The sequence below is a fragment of the Candidatus Omnitrophota bacterium genome (assembly GCA_028712255.1).
GTDB lineage: Bacteria > Omnitrophota > Gorgyraeia > Gygaellales > Profunditerraquicolaceae > UBA6249.
Genome location: JAQTQJ010000006.1, coordinates 22,488 through 44,852 on the forward strand (window position 1 = coordinate 22,488; position 22,365 = coordinate 44,852).

The 22,365-nt window shown below is 41.5% G+C and carries 12 protein-coding genes; all 12 read left to right on the top strand.

Annotated elements, in window-relative coordinates:
• Window positions 1-11: 11 nt before the first annotated feature.
• The gene (locus tag PHC29_03895; protein MDD5108636.1) at window positions 12-3,248 is read left to right on the top strand and encodes a CusA/CzcA family heavy metal efflux RND transporter; all 3,237 of its coding nucleotides are present in this window, start codon (window positions 12-14) and stop codon (window positions 3,246-3,248) included.
• The gene (locus PHC29_03900; protein ID MDD5108637.1) at window positions 3,229-5,943 is read left to right on the top strand and encodes a calcium-transporting P-type ATPase, PMR1-type; all 2,715 of its coding nucleotides are present in this window, start codon (window positions 3,229-3,231) and stop codon (window positions 5,941-5,943) included. The genes PHC29_03895 and PHC29_03900 overlap by 20 nt, the downstream gene beginning before the upstream one ends.
• Window positions 5,944-6,095: 152 nt before the next feature.
• A complete protein-coding gene (locus PHC29_03905) occupies window positions 6,096-6,455 on the top strand; it encodes a YHS domain-containing protein (protein MDD5108638.1) in 360 nt (119 codons plus the stop codon).
• 549 nt (window positions 6,456-7,004) lie between these two features.
• Window positions 7,005-7,370 carry a DUF1573 domain-containing protein gene (locus PHC29_03910; GenBank protein ID MDD5108639.1) on the top strand — a complete coding sequence of 122 codons (366 nt, stop codon included), beginning with the start codon at window positions 7,005-7,007 and terminating at the stop codon, window positions 7,368-7,370.
• 277 nt (window positions 7,371-7,647) lie between these two features.
• A complete protein-coding gene (locus tag PHC29_03915) occupies window positions 7,648-15,912 on the top strand; it encodes an AarF/UbiB family protein (GenBank protein ID MDD5108640.1) in 8,265 nt (2,754 codons plus the stop codon).
• Window positions 15,913-16,213: 301 nt separating this feature from the next.
• Entirely contained in the window at window positions 16,214-17,782 is a 1,569-nt protein-coding gene (locus PHC29_03920) for a hypothetical protein (protein ID MDD5108641.1), read from the top strand.
• A gap of 171 nt (window positions 17,783-17,953) precedes the next feature.
• On the top strand, window positions 17,954-18,274 hold the full coding sequence (gene trxA / locus PHC29_03925; GenBank protein MDD5108642.1) for a thioredoxin: 321 nt from the start codon (window positions 17,954-17,956) through the stop codon (window positions 18,272-18,274).
• A gap of 75 nt (window positions 18,275-18,349) precedes the next feature.
• Window positions 18,350-19,438: an AAA family ATPase gene (locus PHC29_03930; protein ID MDD5108643.1), complete on the top strand. Its 1,089-nt coding sequence runs from the start codon at window positions 18,350-18,352 to the stop codon at window positions 19,436-19,438.
• A gap of 1 nt (window position 19,439) precedes the next feature.
• Entirely contained in the window at window positions 19,440-20,369 is a 930-nt protein-coding gene (locus tag PHC29_03935; protein ID MDD5108644.1) for a phosphate acyltransferase, read from the top strand.
• Entirely contained in the window at window positions 20,369-21,424 is a 1,056-nt protein-coding gene (locus tag PHC29_03940) for an acetate kinase (protein MDD5108645.1), read from the top strand. Before PHC29_03935 ends, PHC29_03940 begins: the two co-directional genes overlap by 1 nt.
• An 88-nt stretch (window positions 21,425-21,512) precedes the next feature.
• Entirely contained in the window at window positions 21,513-21,863 is a 351-nt protein-coding gene (locus PHC29_03945; protein ID MDD5108646.1) for an aspartate 1-decarboxylase, read from the top strand.
• On the top strand, window positions 21,838-22,356 hold the full coding sequence (gene def / locus PHC29_03950; protein MDD5108647.1) for a peptide deformylase: 519 nt from the start codon (window positions 21,838-21,840) through the stop codon (window positions 22,354-22,356). The genes PHC29_03945 and def overlap by 26 nt, the downstream gene beginning before the upstream one ends.
• Window positions 22,357-22,365 lie beyond the last annotated feature (9 nt).

A 22,365-nucleotide genomic window follows, 5' to 3' on the forward strand; every position in this document is an offset into this window, starting at 1 on the left:
AGGTAAAGACAATGCGAACTTTTATTGAAAAAATAATTGAGTTTTGCGCTAAGAATAAATTTATTGTTTTTGTCCTGGTAGGCATGGCTACTTTGGCTGGAGTTTTGGCCTTGCGTAGCCTCCCTTTAGATGCCCTGCCTGATCTCTCTGATACCCAAGTTATTATTTATTCCCGCTGGGATCGCTCCCCTGATATTATGGAAGATCAGGTAACCTATCCGATTGTTACCTCTTTATTGGGCGCACCCAAGGTTAAGGCTATCCGAGGCTTTTCTGATTTTGGTTATTCTTTTGTTTATGTTATCTTTCAGGATGGGACAGATATCTACTGGGCGCGTTCAAGGACGTTGGAATATCTTTCAAAAATAATTCCCCGCCTTCCAGAAGGAGTACGCACAGAATTAGGCCCGGATGCCACAGGAGTAGGATGGGTGTTTCAATATGCTTTAGTGGATGAGAGCGGTAAACATTCACTAGCGGAATTAAGAACCTTTCAGGATTGGTATCTGCGTTATTATATCCAAAGCGTTCCCGGTGTAGCAGAAGTAGCGCCCATTGGAGGATTTGTCCGGCAGTATCAGGTCAATATTGAGCCGAATAAACTGCTTGCTTATCGTATCCCGATTACGGAAGTAGTTGAAGCCATACGCAAAGGCAATAACGATGTGGGGGGTAGGTTATTAGAGTTTTCCGGGGCAGAATATATGGTGCGTGGCAGAGGTTACGCGCGTTCGGTGAAAGATATCGAGAATATTGTTTTAGCCGTCGACCAGAAGTCCGGCACGCCCATATTGGTAAAAAATATCGGTAACGTTGTTTTAGGTCCGGATATACGTAGAGGTGTTGCTGACCTTGACGGCAAGGGCGATGTGGTAGGCGGAATTGTGGTAATGCGCCACGGCGAGAGCGCTTTGCGGGTCATAGATAGAGTAAAAGAAAAAATAAAAGAAATCGAGCCAAGCCTGCCGGAAGGGGTCAAGATTGTTACCACTTACGACCGCACCGAGCTTATCAATAAGTCCATTGAAACTATCAATGAAGTATTAATTGAAGATTTTCTCATTGTGGCAGCAATGATTATTTTTTTCCTCTTGCATATTCCTTCCTCTATGATGCCAATTATCATTCTTCCCATCGGCGCTTTGGTTGCTTTTATTCCTATGTTGGGAATGCGGCTTACCGTAAATATTATGTCTATTATGGGCATAATTCTGGCTATCGGCGATATGGTGGATGTGGGAGTGGTGTTAGTTGAGAATGTGCATACCAAATTAAATGATTTAAAACTTGGGTTAATCAAGGGCGAGCGTAAGGCGATTATGATTGAGGCAATGAAGGAAGTCGGTCCGCCGATATTCTCATCGTTAATGGTAACGGTAATTGGTTTTATGCCGCTTTTTAGTTTAGTCGGCCAGGAAGGCAGGCTTTTTAGGCCTATGGCTGCAACTCAGATATTTACGGTATTTTGCGGAGCTGTGCTTTCTATTACTTTAATCCCTGCTTTGATTATGATATTCTTAGCCAAGGCCAAGCCCAGAAATTTAGAGGATCATTTTGCCTCCCGTTTTCTGATGAAACATCACCAAAGAATGCTCAGGGCCGCTTTTAGAAGGCGTAAGCTTATCATTGCGTTTTTAATTATAGCTTTAGCTGTCACTGTGCCTGTTTTCTTGAAACTCGGCTCAGAATTTATGCCGCCTTTATATGAAGGAAGCATCCTTTATATGCCTACTACTTTACCGGGAATCTCGGTTACCGAGACACAGAAGTTATTACAGACACAGGATAAGATCTTAAAGAGTTTTCCGGAAGTTGAACGTGTTTTCGGCAAGGCAGGCCGGGCTGAGACATCTACAGACCCTGCGCCGTTTTCCATGATGGAAACAACGGTAATCCTAAAATCCCGGGAGCACTGGCGAAAAGTGCCGATGTTTGGCAAGTTTTTGCCTTTTTTTAAGAGGCCTTTAAGCTTTGAGGAATTAACCGGCGAAATGGATAAAAAAATGCAATTTCCCGGCGTAACCAATGCCTGGACTATGCCTATAAAGGCGCGCATTGATATGTTAACTACAGGAGTGCGGACGCCTATTGGCATTAAAATTTTTGGCGCGGATTTAAAAGAGATTGAAAAGATAGGCGAGCACATTGAGATGGTTTTAAAGGATGTCCCCGGAACACGTAGTATTTATTCTGAGCGCACTGCCGGAGGATATTTTGTTGATTTTGATTTAAAGCGTGAGCAGTTAGCCCGTTACGGTTTGTCGGTTGAAGAAGCAGAGATGGTGATAATGTCTGCTGTCGGAGGAGAAAATATCACTACGACAGTTGAGGGTAGGGAGCGTTATTCAGTAAACGTGCGCTACGCGCGCGAGTTTCGGGATGATATTGAAAAATTAAAACGGGTACTGGTGCCCACGATGTCGGGAATGCAGGTACCATTGGCGCAACTTGCCGATATAAAACTGGTTTTAGGCCCGGCAATGATTAGAAATGAAAATGGGCTGCTTTCCGGATATGTCTATGTGGATATGGCTGGGCGAGATATCGGCGGATATGTTCGCGATGCCAAAAAAACAGTGCGTCAGAATGTTAAGCTTCCTGCCGGATATTCCATTACCTGGAGCGGGCAATACGAATATATGGAGCGGGTGAGGCAGAGGTTAGGAATTCTTATTCCCGCCACTCTTTTAATTATATTCCTTATCTACTACTTTAATTTCAAATCTATAGTTTCTACTCTATTCATTATGCTGGCAATGCCTTTTACGGCAATAGGGGCGGTTTGGAGTATTATGTTTCTTAAATTTAATATGTCCATCGCGGTTTATGCCGGAATGCTGGAGGTGGTGGGGATTGGGGCCGCGCTTTGCGCGTTGATCACTACTTTTATTCATGCGGAGTGGGAAAAGGCAACTAGCGAAGGAAAACAAATAAATTCAATGGATGAACTTTATAAAGTTGTTTCTAGCGGCGCTGCCCGCGCGCTTCGGCCGGCGATGATGACCTGCTCCGCGGATATCCTGGGGTTAATGCCGGCAATGTTTGCTACCGGAATTGGCGCTGAATTTTTAAAGCGCTACACCGCGCCCATAATTTTTGGTTTATTCAGCGCGCTTGTTTTGGCATTGGTTATTCTGCCGGTATTCTATGTAATTTGGAGGGGTGATTTTGGGATCCTTAGAAGGAAAAGCCCCGATTCTTCCGTTGAGGGGTTAAGGGTAAATAGAAATGAGGGATCGAGTGAATAATTGGTGGCATTTAGATACTCAGGAAGCAATTAAGCGATTAGAAACAGATTCAAACAAAGGCCTTTCTCTCCAGGAAGCAAGGCTTAGATTGAATAAGTACGGGCCAAATCAATTAAAAGAGAAAAAAGGCCGTTCTCCTTTAAGTATTTTTTTTGAACAATTCCAGGATTTTATTGTTTGGGTTTTGATCGCAGCCGCGTTAGTTTCCGGTTTCTTAAAAGAGTGGGTTGATGCTTTAGCTATAATCGCCATAGTTGTTCTTAATGCTATCTTGGGCTTTATCCAGGAATACCGCGCGGAGAAATCTTTAGCCGCCCTAAAAAAACTATCCTCGCCAACTTCTAAAGTCATACGTAGCGGCCAGCACAATATTATCCCTTCCGGTGAATTAGTGCCGGGGGATTTAATAGAATTAGAGGCAGGAGATAATATTCCCGCCGATAGCCGCCTCATTTGGCTTACTTCTAATTTTGGAGTTCAAGAGGCCTCGCTCACCGGAGAATCAACGCCTGTTTTAAAAACAACTCTTGCTTTAGATGAAAAAAAAATCCCATTGGCGGACCGGGCAAATATGGCCTATATGGGGACATCAATATCCTCCGGCAAAGCAAGGGCGGTAGTGGTTGAAACCGGCATGCAGACTGAGTTAGGTAAGATTGCCGGAATGATCCAGGAAATTGAACAGGAATCTACGCCTCTACAGAAAAAGTTAGAGCAATTTGGCAAATGGATTGTCTACCTATGCTTTATTCTGGTAGGTTTAGTTTTCCTTCTAGAGTGGCTGCGCGGCGGTAAGCTTGTCGATGTATTTTTAACCGCGGTAAGCCTTGCGGTAGCGGCTATTCCAGAAGGCCTGCCGGCAGTAGTTACTATTGCTTTAGCTTTAGGTGTGCAGAGGATGGTTAAGCGTCATGCCCTCGTCAGAAAACTTCCTTCAGTTGAGACTTTAGGTTGTTCAACTGTAATTTGTTCAGATAAGACCGGAACACTGACTAAAAATGAAATGACTGTGCAGGCAATCTACGCCCAAGGCGCTTTATTCAAGGTAACCGGCGTCGGATATGAACCAAAAGGCGAATTCCTGCTTGACGGAAAAGGAATTAATATAGGTGATTATCCGGATTTAGTTAAGGCGCTTAACGCGGGTGTTCTTTGTAATGGGGCGCAATTAGTAAAAGATAACTCAAGTTTTAAGATAGTGGGAGATCCTACAGAAGGGGCAATTCTAACTGCCGCGGGGAAGCTTGGATTTTGGAAAGAGAAACTGGAGCAGGAATTTCCTTTTGCGCAAGAGATTCCTTTTGACTCTGAACGTAAAAAAATGACTATTGTGCGCCAAACCCAAAATAACAAGTTTATCGCTTTTGTTAAGGGGGCGCCCGATGTGCTTCTAAATGATTGCATGAATATTGACGATAAAGGGCAGGCAAGAGGCATAACCAGCGGCGACAGAGGCAGGATTCTGGAGGTAAACAATGATTTAGCCGATAAGGCTTTGCGCGTATTAGCTGTGGCTTATAGAATTTTTGATATTGCTCCTGATAAATACGAAGCAAAACTAATTGAAAAAGATCTTACTTTCGCAGGTTTAATCGCCATGATCGACCCTCCTCGGGAAGAAGTTAAAAAGGCAATGATAGAGTGTTCTGAGGCGGGAATAAAAACCGTAATGATAACCGGAGACCATAAAAATACCGCGGTAGCCATTGCCAGGGAGCTTGGTTTTTTCAGAGAAGATTCTTTAGCTTTGACTGGAGAGGAGCTGGATAAATTAAGCGACGATGAACTCTATAGGGAGGTAGAAAGGATTCCGGTTTACGCCCGTGTGTCCCCTGAGCATAAGTTAAGGATAGTGCGTGCCTGGCGTAAGCGGGGGGAAGTAGTGGCGATGACCGGTGACGGGGTAAATGACGCCCCTGCCGTAAAAGAGGCGGATATCGGCGTTGCCATGGGCATAACCGGAACCGATGTTACTAAAGAAGTTTCAGATATGGTTATTACTGATGATAATTTCGCTTCTATAGTTGCTGCTGTTGAAGAAGGAAGAGGCATCTACGATAATATTAAGAAATTTGTGCATTATCTTTTATCCTGCAATGCCGGAGAGATTTTAGTAATGTTTGTTTCTTCCCTGATAGGTTTCCCTGCTCCGCTTTTGCCTATACATATTCTTTGGATTAATCTGGTTACTGACGGCCTGCCTGCCTTGGCTTTGGGAGTTGATCCGGTTAGCCCGGGTATAATGAAAAGGCCTCCGCGCAAGGCCAACGAAGCAGTAGTCACTAAACAAAGGGCATACTTGATGCTATGGCAAGGCGCCTTTATTGCCTTTTGTAGTTTATTTGCTTTTAGCCTGGTCTTGTTTATCGAAAAGGAGGGCATTGAGCGGGCAAGGACCGCTGCATTTATCGTGCTTGCTTGTTCACAACTATTTCATTCTTTTAATTGCCGGAATATGACTGAATCACTTTTTAAGATAGGGATTTTCACTAATAAAAAATTGATACTGGCAACCACAATATCATTTTTCTTGCAGATGGCTGTCGTATATCTGCCCTTTGCCCAGAAAATATTTAAAACAGAAGCATTAGGGATATTTGACTGGTTTTTAGTGTTGTTAATTTCATCTTTTCCACTTTGGGCAATGGAAATTGTGAAGATTATAAATAACAAGAAAAAGGTTTATGAAGTTTAATTTTTATAAAGGAGGTGTATCGATATGGCAAGAAACAATATCCGCTGGCTGATTAGGCCGGCAGCTCATTGTAAAGAGGGTTGTAGTAGGTTGTCCCGGGCATGACCTTAAACTGCCTGGTATAACGTATACATAAAAAACTGGAGGAATAAATGTTTAGAAAAATATCGTTAATTCTAATAGTAAGTTTATTTGTTTTTGGAATGAGCAAATTATCTTTTGCTATGATGTGCGGCGAACATAGCGGTAGCCAGCAATTGGCGCAAGTTCATAGTGGGCATGAGCATGGCGCGGCAGAAGCAACAGAAGATACGGCAACAAAAGAATCCGTCAATGTTGGCAACAAAATCTGCCCTGTAAGCGGAGAAAAGATTGATGAGAAATTAAAGGTTACCTACGAATATGAGGGTAAAGTTTATAATTTCTGCTGCTCCGGATGTATCTCGGAATTTAAAAAGGACCCGGATAAATACATAAAGAAAGTTAATGAAGAATTGCAAGCTAAACCATAAGGGGAAGGTAAATTGAAAAAAATTACATTGGCGCTATGCTTTTTAGTGATTATTATGATTTCTGGTTGCGCTACCGAACAAGGAGGCGATGGGGGAAGCTGGGGTAGTTCATCCGGCCATCAAGGCCATCACCACTAGATAGGAATATCGGGCCGCGAAGCTAGTTTAAAATAGTGAGCAATAGAGATAGAAAGGGATTAATTAATGCGCGCGTATCAGAAAATAAGTTTTATTTTTTTGTTCTTTGTTTGTGCGGTATTTTCTTTTCAGGCTTTGTTTGCTTATGATAGCGGCGTTTTGAAGTCGGAGGTATACTCTAAGCTTAAATGCTGCAATTGCTAGGAGTCTTTTGATAAATGCGGTTGTCCTGAGGCAAAAGAGATGAGGGCCTATATTGAGGCGCTTTTAGAAAGCGGCGCGAAAAAGGAAGAAATCTTTTATAGGGTGGCTAAAAAATTTTCACTGAATACGGTATCGGATGCCTAAACTAAGTCGCAAGCCGAAAAAAGGCTGATTAAAGAGGCAGGCAAGAACCGGCCTCAGATTTTTCTGGAGCCCGCTTCTTTTGATTTTGGGAGCGTAAATAGAAAACAGGGCAAAATTAGCAAGGCGTTTAAATTATTCAATAAAGGCAATTCGCCGTTGATTATCAAAAATCTTAAAACATCCTGCCCTTGCGCGGCTGCCTCTCTAAAGTTTAAAAAAGATAAAACTGCCTACTTTGGAACTGAAGGGGCTCCTGAAAATTGGCAGATAGAAATTAATCCCCAAGAAAGCGGCGAATTAGAATTAATAATAGATCTTAGCAGCGAGCACGTAAAAACCGGTAAACTAATTAGGGAGGTTTCAGTATTCAGTAATGATCCTGTTTATCCGGATGTTAACGCTAGAATTGAGGCAGAAGTAAATGATTAGGCGAGGGAATGAGATAAGATTTATAATTTCTACTGCGTCGAATGTATTCCTGATTTTAAAAAGGAGCCGGATAACTTTAAACAAATAAAGGGGACGGTTCTCTTAATCGGTTTTATGAAGAAGAGAACCGTCCCCTTTTGTTTTGAAACCCCTTTCTTTTCCCCCCTTATTTACCCTTGTTTTTGCTTACCTATATAGCATACTTATATATATGTAGAGACGCAAAATTTTGCGTCTCTACATAAACAATTTCATTAAAAGACCGGTAGGCAAACCAATGAAGCAATCCAAAACCTTTAAAATTCTTTCCATCCTCCTGTGTATATCTCTTTTATTACAGCAGACCGGCTTTGCTCAAGTAGCCAATGCAGAGCTTAACATCGCCGGTCACCTGCAGAACCTGCATTCCAATATCTTTATCGAGAAGTTCCGCCCCCTGCACCTAAGAAGCCTCTCCTACGACAGCCTGACTAACAACTTCAAGCTCCTCCTAGACAAAGGAGACCAGTTTAAGCAGCTTCAGGGACAGTCCCCTACGGGGACAGTCCCTGAACTTCAATCCATCACCCAAGGCCTACTCAACTACTTCTTCATAGGCTTAGCCCTACCCAACGACACCTTCTGGGTCAACCTACGCCCCGATTCTCCCAATGACATCATTGACCCACTGCTTGCCCAAACAGAAGTAGGCAAGATACTCTTAGAAGCAGACCTAGAGCTTAAAAAAGACACCGCAGACGCCACTAACCCCTCAACTCCTCAAGGCAAAGACTACTGGAATAAGCTCTACACCCGTGCCCAAGAGCTCTATGGCACCCAAAACGTAACCATCCCCACGCTTACCCGTCCCTGGATAGTCCCGGATGAGATCATCATTCGTGAATCAATAGATTCAGCTTATGTTTACAAAGCCACCCTTAAAGTAATGCTAGAACAAGACTACCTAAAAGACAATACCACCTACTCCTTTAAAGACGACCGAGAAAAACAACTCAATGAATACTCTGCTCAACTCCTAAGAGAAGAGATCATCCCTAACCTCATTAAACAAATCAACAACGCTAAACGCTATGCACCACTCAGACAGGTTTACTACTCCTTAATTCTAGCCCAATGGTTCAAAGCACGCTTCATGTCATTGGAGCAGGGTCAAACCCACTCCGTGTCATTGCGAGGAGCTGCTAAACAACAAGTCGGCGACGAAGCAATCTCAAACCTCATCAACTCCAAAAACCTCACCAACCTTAAATCCAAAATCCCCTACTCCGTAGCTACCTACTTCAATGCCTACAAGGAGAACTTTACTAAAGGTCAATACAACCTCCAGGAACCAATCACTACTCCTTATGGTCAAACCATCAGGAGTTATTTTTCGGGAGGGATATCTAGTCTTATGAGTTCTCCTCAGTTATCTGAGGAATTAACCAGGCAAATGGGAGCAGCGGGTAATAGTTCAGTTATTCCGGTTGCCCAACCTCTAACTATGGGTAACCATGACTTGGGAGTTAAAGTTGATAGTGACGATACAGTGCAGATTGAGGCCCAAGGCGCGGGGGAGAGTACTCCGAGCACAACTTCTGCTGTAGCACAAACAACAGGAGTGTTTCCAAATTCTACTGATCAAACCCAGATAAGAGGAATGGGTCCATTAAAAGATAAGACACAAGAAGAAATTAGAGAACTGGTTGATTCAGGGCAGGCTACTGTAGTTGAGCAAGGCGGCCAGTTATTCGCGGTGCCACGCATTGCCGGTGGTGACGGCAGGCAGGATGAAATTAGGGCGAAAACATTAAAGACTACCAAGGCAAAGAGGGAAAAAGTAGGAAAAACTATTCCAGGAATACCTTTAAAATCACAGAATGAATATAACCGCGACGTCGATCTTAAAGAAAAGTTTCTAAAGAAACAGGATATGGTTGATCGTTTTATTGCTCCTGGGTTTGAAGGCTTCGAGAAATTTCAGCAGCTATATAACGAGGTACGTAGCGTCATAGACCGTTTGTTAATCGCTCAGGGGCTGAATCCACAAGAGTTTCAGTTTTTCCTCGCAGATACGGTCAGCCCCAATGCATATGTCGTGAATTATTACAATGCTATTGTCGTAAATTTAGGGCTGATTCGCATGCTGACGGAATATTCCCGAGCCAATAATATTGATGTAACGCAAGATGCATTGGCTTGGGTTCTGTCTCATGAAATTTTGCATATCGTACAGAACCGTCGCGAAATTGATGAAGGGCGTGTTGATGAAAAGAAGGGATTAGTCGACCGGCATGCGGAAGATAGAGGGAAAGAGTATCAAAGTGATTTGTTGGCGTTGTGGTTGATGGATCGCGGCGGTTTTTCAGTCAGATCAGCACCGCACGTTCTTGCCGGTATTGATCATTGGCTGAGAGCCCGCGGCGAGCGTGATACCGTCTGGGGTACCCATCCACAAATAGAAGAGCGTTTAAGAAAGTTGGAGCATCAAATTTTGACTTATCACTGGCAAAATCAGGATGTTCCAGCCACTACGTTGAATTCTGTCTCTATTGTTCAACAAAGAACGCGGTTCAGAGAATTTCAAGAACAAGTTATTAATGTCACAAGCGCATCTGGCCTTATTTCCTTATTGAATCAGGCAAGGTCTATTGAAGAGTTGCATTTTGCAATGCTTATTGGTTTTGAGGTTTTGCCTGATGTTGAAAAGCTATCTCAGAGCCAGGTTCAGATAGTGTTTGAACAGCGGACAAGAGAGTTTGCCGGTGAAGATGATGCTAGAAAAGTTTTGTTTGAATATATGAAAAATGAAATTTATGTGATGTTGGGGTGGATGACAGAGCCAAGCCTGGATACTTTTAGACGTTTAGGCGAACAATTATCTGTTGAAACAATTCTTCGTATTTATGAATTGGGAGTTCCGAATATCTTCTCTTTATCGATTAATGTCGATAAGTTGCAGGAAAATAAACGTCATGAACAAGGAGAAGCTGTTCTTTCGCGTCTTCGTCACGCTGTGTATTCGCTAAACGGCCAATCGCGCGCAAGCGACCGATTTAAAATGTATGCTAGCGGTTTCTTATACGGATTGTATACAAGAATGATCAATGATGCCAAGCAAGGGACATTGAGCTTGGAGCAAGCCCGAAGATTTCTTACCGATTTGGTAAATATGCAAGAATCGCAGGGATTTTTTGAAGGATATTTATTTACTACGCCGTTAAATGGTATGGCCAACGCTTTGAGTTCATCAAGAGTCTATCGAAGCCAGATGCAACCGGAAGACATCCAACTGCTGCTTAGGGTTTATGAAATTTTAGGCACCAAGGTTAATTATGTGCTACACGCAGACGCGCTAGCCAAGAGTTTATACGAACTTGCCCAGGAAGTTCCATCGGATGCAAAAAAAGAGCTAATGGATTGGCTTCTACGCCGGAGTGATGGCTGGAATTCATTAAGAGCCGAGTTCATTAAGTTGGATATAAAAGCTGTGTTTGAGAAAGGACAAAGCATTGTTTTTCAGGGAAGCAGGATGGAATATTTGGAAAACCTATTGGCCAATGAAAACATCGTTCGAAACATGCAAGATGTGCTAAAGCTTTTTATCGAGGCTGTCCACAAAAAAACCAACAATATTTCGGCGGAAGATCTTGTTGTTATGCACCAGAAGGTATTTTTAAAATTAAAGCAAGAGCATATTAACGATGATCTAGGTATTTTTCGCGATCTTTGGTTTATGGCGCGTGAAAATACTCAGATGTTTGCTGGTGATGTTTTTGAAAGAGTCCTTTCCGAAAATATACCTACGGAGTTGCGGTCTTTACTTGAAAGAACACGCCGTGAACTAAGGCCGGTTTTTTATATTATTGCTTTAGGAGCCATCCCGTCAGGTGAAGATTTGAGAGATTTTATTTTCGGTGCGTTACAAGTCAGGGAAAGAGAGGATGATGATTTTTTCTCAAATGTTCAAATTAAACAGATGATTAATTCCCTTCCAGTCAGACGAGGTACTCCTAATGAGGTTTTGACTTCTGTAGAAGAAAGGTACCAGTCTCTTGAGCCTGAAGATCGGCCTAGAGTTCATGAGTTATGGAATAGGATTAATCCTAAGAGGAGAATCGAAAATGTTAACGATAATGAGTTCGGGTTGATCAAGGCGTTACTGGAGCATTATCGTAAATCGATTGGACAAGTGCTATCCGAAAAAGACTCGACGCCTGAACAACAGGAAGAAGCTTTTGGGAAATACGCGGCACCATTTTATTTACAAGCGCTGTTTGTAGAGCTTGGCTACGGTATAAGGCTCAAAGAAGATGATGTCAGATTTGGAAGCAGTGCTTGGCAGGTGTTTGCCGGAGATATAGCTCGTAAGGGAGTGTTGGAGGAATCCGATTATGAAAAACTCGCCGCTAAACAACGTCCCAGGAACGCGGTACGCTTTATGAAAGAGGAAGTATCCTTTGATGATTTTATGCGGTTGTTTGATTTTATCGCGTTGCTTCCTGCTAACTATGAAGAAGCTGTTGATACGGTGGTTCGAGGGATACCGCCTTCAGTATTCCGTAATTTTGTTCTCCATGTACTTTTTGTTAACCGGGTGCTTATTAATCAGACTGGATATACTGGTGATAATAACGCGATTTTTGATATTAAAAGGATGGAAAAGCATATTGCTGGGCTATCGGCGGTTGAGAGAGCAAATGTTCTCTCAGCAATAGCCGCTATTATGCCTCATTTTGTCCATGATGAGGTAATGGAAGAGTCTAACAAAATAACCGTGGCGGCTTATTGGAGAGATCGATATTCCAAAAATGCTCCAAAATTAGATGAGGCTGCTATTCGACGAGATCATGATCAAGAGATCGGCAATTATAACGATATGATGTATTCCGTTCCCGGAGGGCCTGTTGCTCAGTTGTATATTTTTGTCAGTCGTTTGGCTGATAGTGAAATTCAGGCTGCTGTAGAATCTGTTGAGTTATCTTTGGCCGCAAAGCGAGAGATTATCGAGAAATACTACTTTCAGTCATCTTCGGCAAGAGATAGGTGGATTAAGGCGGCAATTCAATCTGAAGGTAGAAATAAGTCGGTTGAAGAAATTGAGAAATTGCTGGGGATGATCAACAGCCGTGAATTACGGGACAATTTGGCTTTAAGTGCTTTTGATCAATATCGCACAGAACATTCCGAGGAATTTGGTAATTTGAGTGATGTGCTTGAAAAGATTAAGAGATTCTTTCCGGAAGCTTCGTTGATCAGGGATGATGTTCTCTCGGAAACAGCGCAATTTTTGGCTAAGACACCTGAGCAATATGAAAAAGTACGAGCATTATATCTTGACCCTTTTAAGAAAACTAAAGATTTGGATTTAAAAGAGACAGCGCGTACGGCGATGAATGCTGATGCATTTCGCGCGTGGACAAAGAATCGCAGCCCCGCGGAAAAATCGCACTTTCTTCTTTGGCTCATGGGTATTACAGATGAAAAGCCATTTTTCCTTGTTGATTTCGAATATAATTTTCACGTTAATGCAGACAGCATGCGTGAAGACTTTGGACGCAGGCAAAGTAAATATTATCCGTTGGCAGGCCAGTCATCGCAACGCGAGGCTCTTGAGCCGTTTCTGTATGGCGAGAAGGGTATCTTTAATGACTCAAAGGCCATGTCAAATTTACTGGAGGGTATGTTTAATTTCTTGATTAAAGATGGCCCAAACAAGAGTATTCTAAAGAAGGTCTTCGATAAGGTTTTTGAAAAGGCAGATCAATCTCGCAGAGAAGAAATTTTTATGGCACTGGTTTGGACTTTGTCATTGCAGCGTGGCGAACTAAGTAATCAGCAGAACATAGAGTTGGACAGACAAGAGGCTCGTGCCGTACGTATGTTTCTGGAGTCATTGGGATTAGTCGGACGCCAATTGGCACAAGTTTTGGCTCGATCTTTGTGGGTTACGCAAATTATGCGGGATGAATTGTCTTTGGTGCAGGATAGCGCTGCCCGTATGGATAAGGGTGTTGTTTTTGATATGTTAGAAAAGTTTGGTTTGAGCGGACAATTTGAGAGTATTGAGGAGCCATTGGGAAGCGCAAAGATTGCCGGCGTTTACCGTGCCAAAATGCGTGATGGCAGAGTTGTGGCGATCAAGGTTAAGCGAGCGGAAGTCGATAAAACCATTGAAGCGGACATGAAGTTTTTGAGGGATGTTTTCGATGGTGATCTTCGCTTGGCTTTTATGGCTGAAGGAATTGTTATACCGGATAATTTCATAACACAGATAGAAGAGGGGTTTCGGCAGGAGCTAGATTTCGAGCACGAGGCTAAGAATACGGCGGAGTTAGGGGCGCGAGTTCAGCGAACCGTATTTAAGAAGATCAAGGAGTTTTCTTTGCGGAAATTATTTGGCGACACTAAATTGGGAGAGGTTCATGGGGATTATGAATTTTATGTTCCGCAGATAATTGAAGTCATAAACAATTCAGCAATTGTTATGGAATATATTGAGGGTATTAAACTGTCGAATGAAGCACGTATGGCTGAGTCAGGATTTGATCAGAAGGATATTGAATTGGCAGTAGCCAACGAATTATTGCGGGAGATTTTCTACGAAGGTTTTTACCACGGCGATCCTCACTTGGGAAATATTCTTGTGCAGAAGGGAAAGAACGGTCGAGTTCGCATTGTTTTGATTGATGCGGGAGCTTCTTTTGGACTTAACAAGAGTAATCGGCAGTTGCTGGGAAAGTTAATGGTGGCCGTCCGGGATGGCCAAAAAGATGTTTTGGAAGATATTGTTCAACGGCTTGGAGGGGTATTAAATGAAGATATCCGAAGCGAACTGACCAAACAGGTATTGGAAGCAAACATTAGCGTTGGACAAAAATTGTTGTGGTTCTTTCATATTCTTGAGAAGAATCGCATTGTAATACCTAATGAATTATTAAACATTATGCGTTTTTTTGCAACGGGCCAGGCTTTGTTTGATCATGGGAACTCTAACTCATTAACAACTCGTGAAACGCAGGAAGATTTTGTTCAAGCTGATCAGTTGAATAATGCTATTAATCAGGGGCAAGACGAGAATTCAGCTTCTTCATCAACAGTAGGGCAGGCACCCGGAGCTGATTCATCCCCCCAAATCACCCCGCCCTCATTCGGCTCAACCGGTGAATATGAGGTTATGCAGTCAGTTATATTGGATGCATACACTAAACTTACCTCAGGCCAGATTACTGCGCGGAGAGCAGCTTCGATGATAATAAATGCTTTAATGAATTTAACTGAGCCAGAGTATATTGTAAATCTTCAAACTGCCATAGATATCTTAAGACAGGCAGGCGATTCTAAATTTGCGCCTATAATAAAGATATTAGAAAGCTACGTTGGTAAAACTGACCACGCAGGCCTAGAGGTAGAAATTAAGCTAACCGCAGGCACCAGGGTATACCATAAGTCAATTAACAAGGCAGGCAAGATAACTAGCTATAGAGATGATATGATAAGCATACTATTTGACGGTGAAAAAAAACCGCGCAACTTTGATAAAAAATATTTGTTACCCAATCTGGAAATTATTCTGTCCGTAACCAGCAGTCCGGATGATGATTTGGTATTGGTTGATGCTTTGATTAGTGATGATGCAAAATTAGTTGATAAAGCGTTAGCCCAAATAGATAAACTGGGAATCCCTAGACAAGTTCATCAAATAGTTGAAAAAGCTCTTAGTTTAAGAGGCCTCCGTTTGGAAATAAGAGATGATTTATATTTGGCAATACAGGTTATAGATGAAAAAGGTAATGTTGTTGGAGAATTGGGTTTAAATACCGGTGCTGATGAATCCGGTAATCCGTTGCTTACTATCCCGGTTAATTCACTTTACTCAAACGAGCTAAGGGGGAAAAGAATTTTTCCGCTGCTCTACCGATGGATGGTAACAGAACCCGAGTTTATTAGTCGATTTGGTGGATGGAAATTTCAAATAAATACTACTACTGAATCAGCGGCTAAATCCTGGCAAAGGAGTGGCTTATCGGAGGTTAGAATAATTCCTTATGGTGATGGTTATTATAAGGTAGAGGGTAAATTTCCCGATTGGAAGAATAGTCATTTGATATCATCAGAAAAAGATGGTGCTAATAATTTGATCGTAGATTCTTCATCCGCAACTGAATTAATAGTGGAATCAGGATCGGCTCCCGGCGGCATCGACTTCCGCTTCCTGCCTATTGTTACTCAGTCTATGGATAGCCTCAAAGCAGGGATAAGGAACATGCCCCAAAGCACCCTACAGCGCATCAACCTAACCCAAGAGTGGTCAGACATCGAGCGTCTAGTTAATTCAGGAATTACCCCATCAACAGAACGCCTCAAGGAGTACCTTGCCGCCAGTTGCTTTAAAGGTAACCTGGATAAGCAAGATACCCAAAGAATACTCTCTTGTATATCAGAGATCCTTAGGATGCAAGAAGAAACCTGCTGTTTAACCGATCCAACCCTAAAAGACATATTAGTAGTGTTAGGTTCAGGTAGAAGTGGAGAGGAATTAAGGGTAGTATTTAGAAGGTGACAGTCACAAAAAGCGTGACAGTCACCTTTATGTTGGATTCCCCAGACTATTGACACAGTCTGTTCGCGGGAATGACGGGATTAGTAATGGGATTGTTTTGTCGTCCGCCACTGAATCAATGGCGGACTCTTCACAATGACACGATAGAGTAATGTTTCACTATGACATAGATTAAAAAGGGTGCTTTCCTTTAAAGCCTACCGGCATAAAGGTTCCTCCAAAAAAGCGCCCTTTTTTATTTGTAAAAATAATTAGTTAGATTTTTTGCCGCCTTACGTCAATTGCCTTAGGAGGTGGCAAAATGTATAGGATAGTTATTGGTTTTGCAATGATTTGGGTATGTTTTTTGGTTGCTAATCTTAGGGCGCAGGAATTGAATTGGCAGGATATAAGTTGTGGAAACCATAATGCAGGGGTAATTTTAGTCAATCAAGCTGACAATAACACTATCTTTATAGGGATTCCTGGAAGTATATTAAAAAGCGAGGATGCGGGAAAAAGCTGGCGCAGCGTATTGACGTTAAGAGGAGCAATGCGTAACATCAATTGTTTATCGGTAAATTCGATTAATTACAACTGTGTTTACGCAGCTACCGATAATGGTTTATACCGAAGTAATAATTTGGGCGACCGCTGGGAAAGAATCTTTCAGGGCAAAAATAACTTAGAGAAGCAATGCACAAGCATTATTGGCACATTGAATACGTTATTTGTTGGGACAAAAGCCGGGCTTTTTATCAGCAGGGATAACGGACGCAGTTGGAATAAAGAAAGGGGTGAAATTGATAAGAACGCTATACTCAACATTGATTTTGTTTCTAAGAAAGATATGATTATTTATCTAGCCGCAGTAAATGGGATATTTAAATCTTTAGATAGTGGCAGGAGTTGGGAAAGGATTTTCTCAAGTTATTCCCGCGAAAACAACAAAGTTGGTTCTGTTGATCAAGATGTGGATGTGCCTGAGAATTCTTCTGATATTCGTTTTGTAAAGGCTGGTATTAATAATATAAACTTGGTATATTTATCTAGCGCAAAAGGGGTTTATAAAAGTTTGGACCAAGGCAGGAACTGGCAAAAGTTACCCGAATATGGCCTGTTAAACCGGGATGTCAAAGTAGTTTGCTTATCGGATAATTCTCAAGTTTTGGCACTTAGCGAATCAGGAATTTTTCTTTATGGCGATGAGCGCTGGGCGGAGGTTTCTTTTGGTTTACTGGCAGGAAAACTAAAATCTTTTGCGTTGGATGATAAAGGAAATATTTACGCAGCAGGAGAAAGAGGGGTATTTAATGCCAAGATGAGTAACCATGTAAATTTTGGCACGCAGGTTTTTTTACAGGAATACCTTAAGAATGAGCCCAAAATTAAAGAAGTACAGGATGCGGCAATAAAATACGCCGAAGTGAGCCCGGAAAAAATATCCCAATGGAGAAAAAAAGCGGCCAAGAAAGCTTTATTGCCGCAGGTAAACGTAGGAGTGGACCGGAATTCAACTGATTTATGGCACTGGGAAGGCGGCTCAACCACTAGAAGCGACGACGATACACTACGCAGAGGCCGCGATGCCGTTGATTGGGATGTTTCATTAAGCTGGGATTTAAGCAATGTAGTTTGGAATGACGCTCAAACTAGTATTGACGTGCGTTCAAAGCTTATGGTGGAACTGCGTAATGATATTTTAGACCAGGTAAATAAGCTCTATTTTGAGCGCTTAAGGGTAAAATCAGAGTTGGATAATCTAGCTATTGAAGATAGGAGCAAAAGATTTGATAAGCAGTTAAAACTTCAGGAGTTGACCGCTTCACTTGATTCCCTTACAGCCGGGTATTACTCAGAGCAGCTTCGAAAACTGGCGACTCAAGTATAAGAAAATAATGGGACCGTTTCTATTTTTACCTGTTTTGAGCTGAAAAATAGAAACGGTCCCATTATTTCAAAAATGGCTGTCCCCAATTTTTCTTGCAATTATCTTATCTTTATGATAATTTAAATAAACCTGCCAATATTATTAACCCTATTAATGTAAAGGATTAAGGTTATGAGTACGCAACATTTTACGGATACAAATTTTAAAAAAGAGGTTTTGGAATCTGAAATACCGGTTTTAGTGGATTTTTGGGCTGCTTGGTGTTCTCCTTGTAAGCAAATCGCTCCAATCATTGATGAGTTAGCTAAAGAGTATGCGGGAAAGATTAAAATTGGTAAAGTTGATGTTGATAACAATTCTAAGATTCCTACCCAGTACGGGATAATGTCAATACCGACGATAATATTTTTTAAACAAGGTAAAGTTATGGGCCAGCTTGTCGGAGTAGCCAGTAAGTCTGATCTGAAGCGCAAGATCGAAGAAAACCTTTAATGTGTCCCGCACCTTCTTTATATCTAAAGTTTGAAGGTGTAGGGCTTAATGAATAAATAAAAGAAAAGGTGTGGGATGCGAAAAATTTTTATTGCCGCTACTAAGCAAAATGACGGCAAGACTACGGTTTCTTTAGGGATAATTAGGAATCTGCAGGAAAAATTTGGCAAGGTAGGTTTTATTAAGCCTATCGGCCAGCGCTATCTTGAAGAAGAGGGTTTAAAGATTGATGAAGATTCTATTCTTATCGAGGAGGTTTGTGGGATAAAATCCGGGCTTAAGGATATGAGCCCGATTGCGGTAGAAAAAGGTTTTACCGAAAAATACATAGCCAAGCCCGATAAAAAGAATATCTCTAGCCAAATTCAAGAGTCTTTCCGCAGGGTCTCTAAAAATCAGGAGTTGGTTGTAATTGAGGGTACTGGCCATGCCGGTGTGGGCTCGGTATTTGACCATTCTAATGCAACAGTTGCGAAGCTTCTAGGTTCAAAAGTAATTATTATTTCTTCAGGCGGTGTTGGTAGGCCGATAGATGAAGTTATTTTAAATAAGGCCCTTTTTGAAAAAGAAGGAGTTAAAGTTTTGGGAGTAATTGTAAATAAAGTCCTGCCGACTAAATTTGACAAAATTAACCGGTTAGTAAGAAAAGGATTGGAAAGAAAAGGGGTTGATGTTTTAGGTGTATTGCCTTATGATCCTATGCTTGCCCGGCCGACAATTGAGCAGATTTTAGAAGAAACGGATTTTGAGGTTATTTGTGGTAAAGAATACCTGGAGCGGTCAGTTTCAAAGGTAATTGTTGCGGCAATGGAGCCGCGCGATGCCGCACGTTACATCACCGAAGATAGCCTAATGATTACTCCAGGCGACCGGCAGGATATGATTACTATTGCCTTGAACTGTTTCCGTGATTTAGTTAATAAAAAGCTAAAAATCTGCGGAATAGTTTTAACGTGTGGTATTACTCCGGATGAGCCGACTATGAATCTTTTGTCCAAAGCCCAGATTCCGGTTTTATTAGCCAAATCCGATACTTATGATGTGGCTACTTGCGTACATGATTTAACGGTGAAGATCAGGAGTTGTGATACTGAGAAGATTAATGCCGTAGTGAAATTAATTAAGGAAAATGTGGACTTTAATAAAATTCTAAAGGGGATCTAAGATGGATGCAATTAGCAGGATTCACAAGCAAGCACAGAAAAAAATTAAAAAAATAGTTTTACCGGAGTATGATGATAAGCGAACGATTGAAGCTGCGCGTATTGTTCAGCAGGAGGCACTGGCCGTTCCTTTAGTTTTAACTCCGGATGTGATTGATAAGAATGAATTAGAGCGTTATATTCAGGAGTATTATCAATTATATCAATCAAAGGATATAGATTTAGCTACAGTAAGGAATCTTTTTTCCGATAATCTCTATTATGCGGCAATGATGACCCGAGAGGGTAAGGCTGATGGTTTAGTTGCTGGGGCAATTCATACTACTGCGGATATCGCGCGTGCTTGTATCCGTTGCGTTGGTTTAGATGAACGTTTTACCATTGCTTCAAGTTGTTTCATTATGGATGTACCAAATTGTCAGTATGGGGATAATGGGACATTTATTTTTGCCGACTGCGGAGTGATTCCTGATCCTAATGCGCGCCAGTTATCTTGTATTGCATTAACTGCTGCTGAATTAGCCGGAAAAGTTTTAAATCTTACTCCACGTGTAGCGTTTTTAAGTTATTCCACAAAGGGTTCAGCTAAAACAAAATCCGTGGAAAAAATCACCGAAGCCTTAGTTTTGCTTAAAGAACAATCGCCTAATATATTAGCCGACGGTGAAATGCAGGCGGATGCTGCCATTGTACCTGAAGTAGCGCAGATAAAATGTCCCGATAGTCCGATTAACGGTAGGGCTAATGTGCTTGTTTTTCCAAATCTTGAAGCTGGCAATATCGGATACAAACTTGTACAACGTTTGAGCGGTTGCCGTGCAATTGGGCCGCTATTCTTGGGATTAAATAAACCGGCAAGCGATCTATCGCGCGGTTGTTTTGTTGAAGATATTGTTGATAGTGTAGCGGTGACAGCAATTAGGGCGCAATAATGAAGATACTGGTGATTAATAGCGGAAGTTCATCAATTAAATATAAGCTTTTTGATATGCCCTCACAGAGGTTAATTTCAAAAGGTTCCATTGGCCATATTGGTGAAGCAGGCTCCAAGTTTAGTAACCATTATTCTGGTTTAAAAATTATATTAGAAGAGATTAAATTGGTGGATGCGGTTGGCCATCGTGTAGTCCATGGTGCGGAAAAATTTAAAAGGCCTACATTAGTCGATAAAAATGTAATTAGAGAGATAAAAAAGTGTTGCGCAATCGCTCCTCTGCATAATCCGGCTAATTTAGCCGGTATACTCGCCTGTCAAAAGCTTCTGCCTGGGAAAAAGCAGGTTGCGGTTTTTGATACCGCATTTCATCAAAGTATTCCCGAACATGCTTATATATATGGTTTGCCTTATGATTATTATCAAAAGTTTGGGATTAGAAAATATGGCTTTCATGGCACAAGCCATGAGTATGTGACTGCGGAAGCCAGCCGTATCCTGAGGAAGCCACTGAATAAATTAAAATTAATAACCTGTCATTTGGGAAATGGTTGTAGTATCACTGCGGTCGATAAAGGAAAATCCGTTGATACTAGCATGGGTTTTACTCCTCTTGAGGGTTTGGTTATGGGTACTCGCTGTGGAGATACTGATCCTGCTTTGATTACTCATATCATGCGTAAGAAAAAAATCGATACAAAGGAAATGGATCGTATCTTGAATAAAGAAAGCGGTTTAAAAGGTATATCCGGTATCAGTAATGATATGCGTTTACTTGAAGAAAAGGCTAATGCGGGTAACCTTCGGGCGAAATTAGCCGTAGATATTTTTGTTTATCGCATTAGAAAATATATCGGAGCGTATTTGGCGGTATTGTGCGAGTTGGATGCCTTAATATTTACTGCAGGTATTGGTGAAAATCAGCCCAATATCCGGGAAAAAATTTGCAAAGGTTTATTTGCCTGTTTAGGAATAAACCCGAAAATTTTGGTTATCCCTACTAACGAGGAGTTAATGATTGCCCGGCAAACTTATAAATTAATAAAAAGATAAAACACGGGACCGTTTCTATTTTTCTAAATTTAGAAAAATAGAAACGGTCCCAAGATTCAGGATTTAGAGTTTAATAAAGGGAGATAATATGCAAAGGACTATGTTAAAATCTAAAATTCATAGAGCAACGGTGACAGAGGCAAATCTTAATTATGAGGGTAGTATTACTATTGATTCCGATTTGATCCAGGCAGCCGATATTCTTGAACATGAGAAAGTTGAAGTTTTGAATCTTAATAATGGCCAGCGTATCGAGACTTATGTAATTAAAGGAAAATCCGCAAGTGGAGTGGTTTGTCTTAACGGGCCGGCGGCACGAGGATCTTGCCCCGGAGATAAGGTGATTATTGTTTCTTATATATCAGTAGAAGATAAAGAAGCTAAGTCTATAGAATCGAAAATTATTAAAGTAGATGAAAGAAACAAAATTAAAAATTAGAGTATTTGGCGATTCAATTTTGAGGAAAAAAGCTAAATTAATTACGCAGATTTCTTCTGAACATCGACAGATTTTAAGCCGAATGGCCGGTACTATGTACGAAGGTTCAGGTATCGGTTTGGCTGCTCCCCAGATTGGCATAAGCCAGCAGTTAATTGTTGTCGATATCGGAGAAGGGCTTTATAAATTGATCAATCCTGTAATTATAAAAAAACAAGGCAGCCAGGCTATTAGCGAAGGCTGCCTAAGCGTACCGGGTGTTTGTATTAAGGTCAAGCGCGCAAAACATGTTTGGGTAGAAGCTAAAGATGAAAATAACCATCCGTTAAAAATCGAAGCCCATGATCTTTTTGCTTGTGTCCTGCAACATGAAATCGATCATTTAAAAGGAAAGCTCATAATTGATTACGCGTCATTTCTAGAAAAGTTACGTATTAAAAAAAAGTTAATGGCATTGAAAACAGGTGCTCGGGTTTGTAAACTGCAGCTTTAAAAAGGATAT